This window comes from Rhodanobacter sp. Root179 (genome assembly GCF_001428465.1).
Taxonomy (GTDB): domain Bacteria; phylum Pseudomonadota; class Gammaproteobacteria; order Xanthomonadales; family Rhodanobacteraceae; genus Rhodanobacter.
This window is the reverse complement of the sequence record NZ_LMHR01000012.1, coordinates 1-1,232: the sequence shown is the minus strand read 5'-3', so window position 1 is coordinate 1,232 and position 1,232 is coordinate 1. Positions and strand designations below refer to the sequence as shown.

Below are 1,232 nucleotides of genomic sequence, written 5' to 3'. Positions count from 1 at the left end.
GTCGCCTGAGAGCCCAAGGCAAAAGCGTCATGCACCTCGGGTTGACGGGAAGTCTCTTACGGACTGGTTAGGCATGTTTAGCCAACCAACTCAACTACTTGACCGACCTCTAGCTTTGGTAAGTCGTTGGCCGTGGCCAAGACGAAAGTGAAGATCGTGCCATCGGGTTGGCCGCTAGGAGTGAGCGCCCTCGGGCAAGAGATACGCGGTTTGATGGGTACGCCGCCGAGGCGGGAAGTTTGAGACACGGAAAACTGGCCGGGTTCGACCTGCCGAGCGAAGAGATATGCAGGTCTCTCTTTGGTTGCAATGTACTCAATGCGGAATTTCATGGTGCCTAACGCTGGAATTGAGCGGCGGCGAAGCCGTCCGCCTCGAATGAATTGTTAGCGATCAATCCGTGCACTCCCGGCTGTCTGAGTACAAATAGTAAGAGTCGAGGTCCAGCTGCACGCCGTAGAAGGCGAGACGAGATACGACGTCCCTGGAAAGGTTGAGGCCAGCGCCCAAGTCATGAAAATGACCAACCAGCTGCAATGTGCCGCCAAAGCGCTGGCTGACCGCGGCAAACGCGGGCGCGTTGGCATCCATTTGTACCAGAACATCAAGCAAGTGTTCTTCAAGTTCGGCCGTGCGGGCAAGTCTGGAATACAGCGCCCAATGCCCTGTTCTCCGTTCCCGGCGCCTGTGATCCAACTCGCCCTTGAGCCAGGCCTGTGTAGGGGCGACGCCAAGCTCGGCAGACAGGGCAGGCGGATCTATCGCGTCTCCGTAAACGCCAAAGTATGCGTAGCAGTTGTTGGAATCTGTCATTGAGTGCTAACGCTGGAGTTAAGCGGCGGCGTAGCCGTCCGCCTTGAACGAGATGTTAGGCGGATTACGGGCCGTCGCGCCACCGATAAACCTGCCCGGTGATTGCTTGAAACATGCCATGAAGTACCAGGGCCATAAATAGAAACGCGCAAAGAAAGAGTAGCGCGAAGAGCACGTAGAACGCGGCTTGCCAGCCCATGTGTTTGCAAAAGCCAGCCGCAACCATGAGCAAGAGGGCCATGCACCACACTCCAGCCGCAACCACCAGTACCGTTGGTGTCTGACTGGGGATTCTCAGTGCACGAAGTTTGGAAAGTGCCATGGCAGCCTAACGCTTGAGTTAAGCGGCGCCGGAGGCGTCCGCCTTGAACGAGTAAAAAGAGACTTCCTCCCCTTTCGGCCTCGAGGGCCATGATGGT

The 1,232-nt window shown here is 56.9% G+C and carries 2 protein-coding genes; both read right to left on the bottom strand.

What is annotated here, in order from left to right; genetic code table 11:
* Positions 1-393: 393 nt before the first annotated feature.
* Entirely contained in the window at positions 394-813 is a 420-nt protein-coding gene (locus tag ASD82_RS17250) for a DUF4279 domain-containing protein (RefSeq protein WP_082585192.1), read from the bottom strand.
* A gap of 64 nt (positions 814-877) precedes the next feature.
* Positions 878-1,054: a hypothetical protein gene (locus ASD82_RS17520; protein WP_157599138.1), complete on the bottom strand. Its 177-nt coding sequence runs from the start codon at positions 1,052-1,054 to the stop codon at positions 878-880.
* Between the last annotated feature and the right edge of the window lie 178 nt (positions 1,055-1,232).

Coding starts and splice junctions, on each gene's coding strand:
- ASD82_RS17250 (WP_082585192.1), bottom strand. CDS start 813: ATGACAGATTCCAACAACTGCTACGCATACTTTGGCGTTTACGGAGAC.
- ASD82_RS17520 (WP_157599138.1), bottom strand. CDS start 1,054: ATGGCCCTCTTGCTCATGGTTGCGGCTGGCTTTTGCAAACACATGGGC.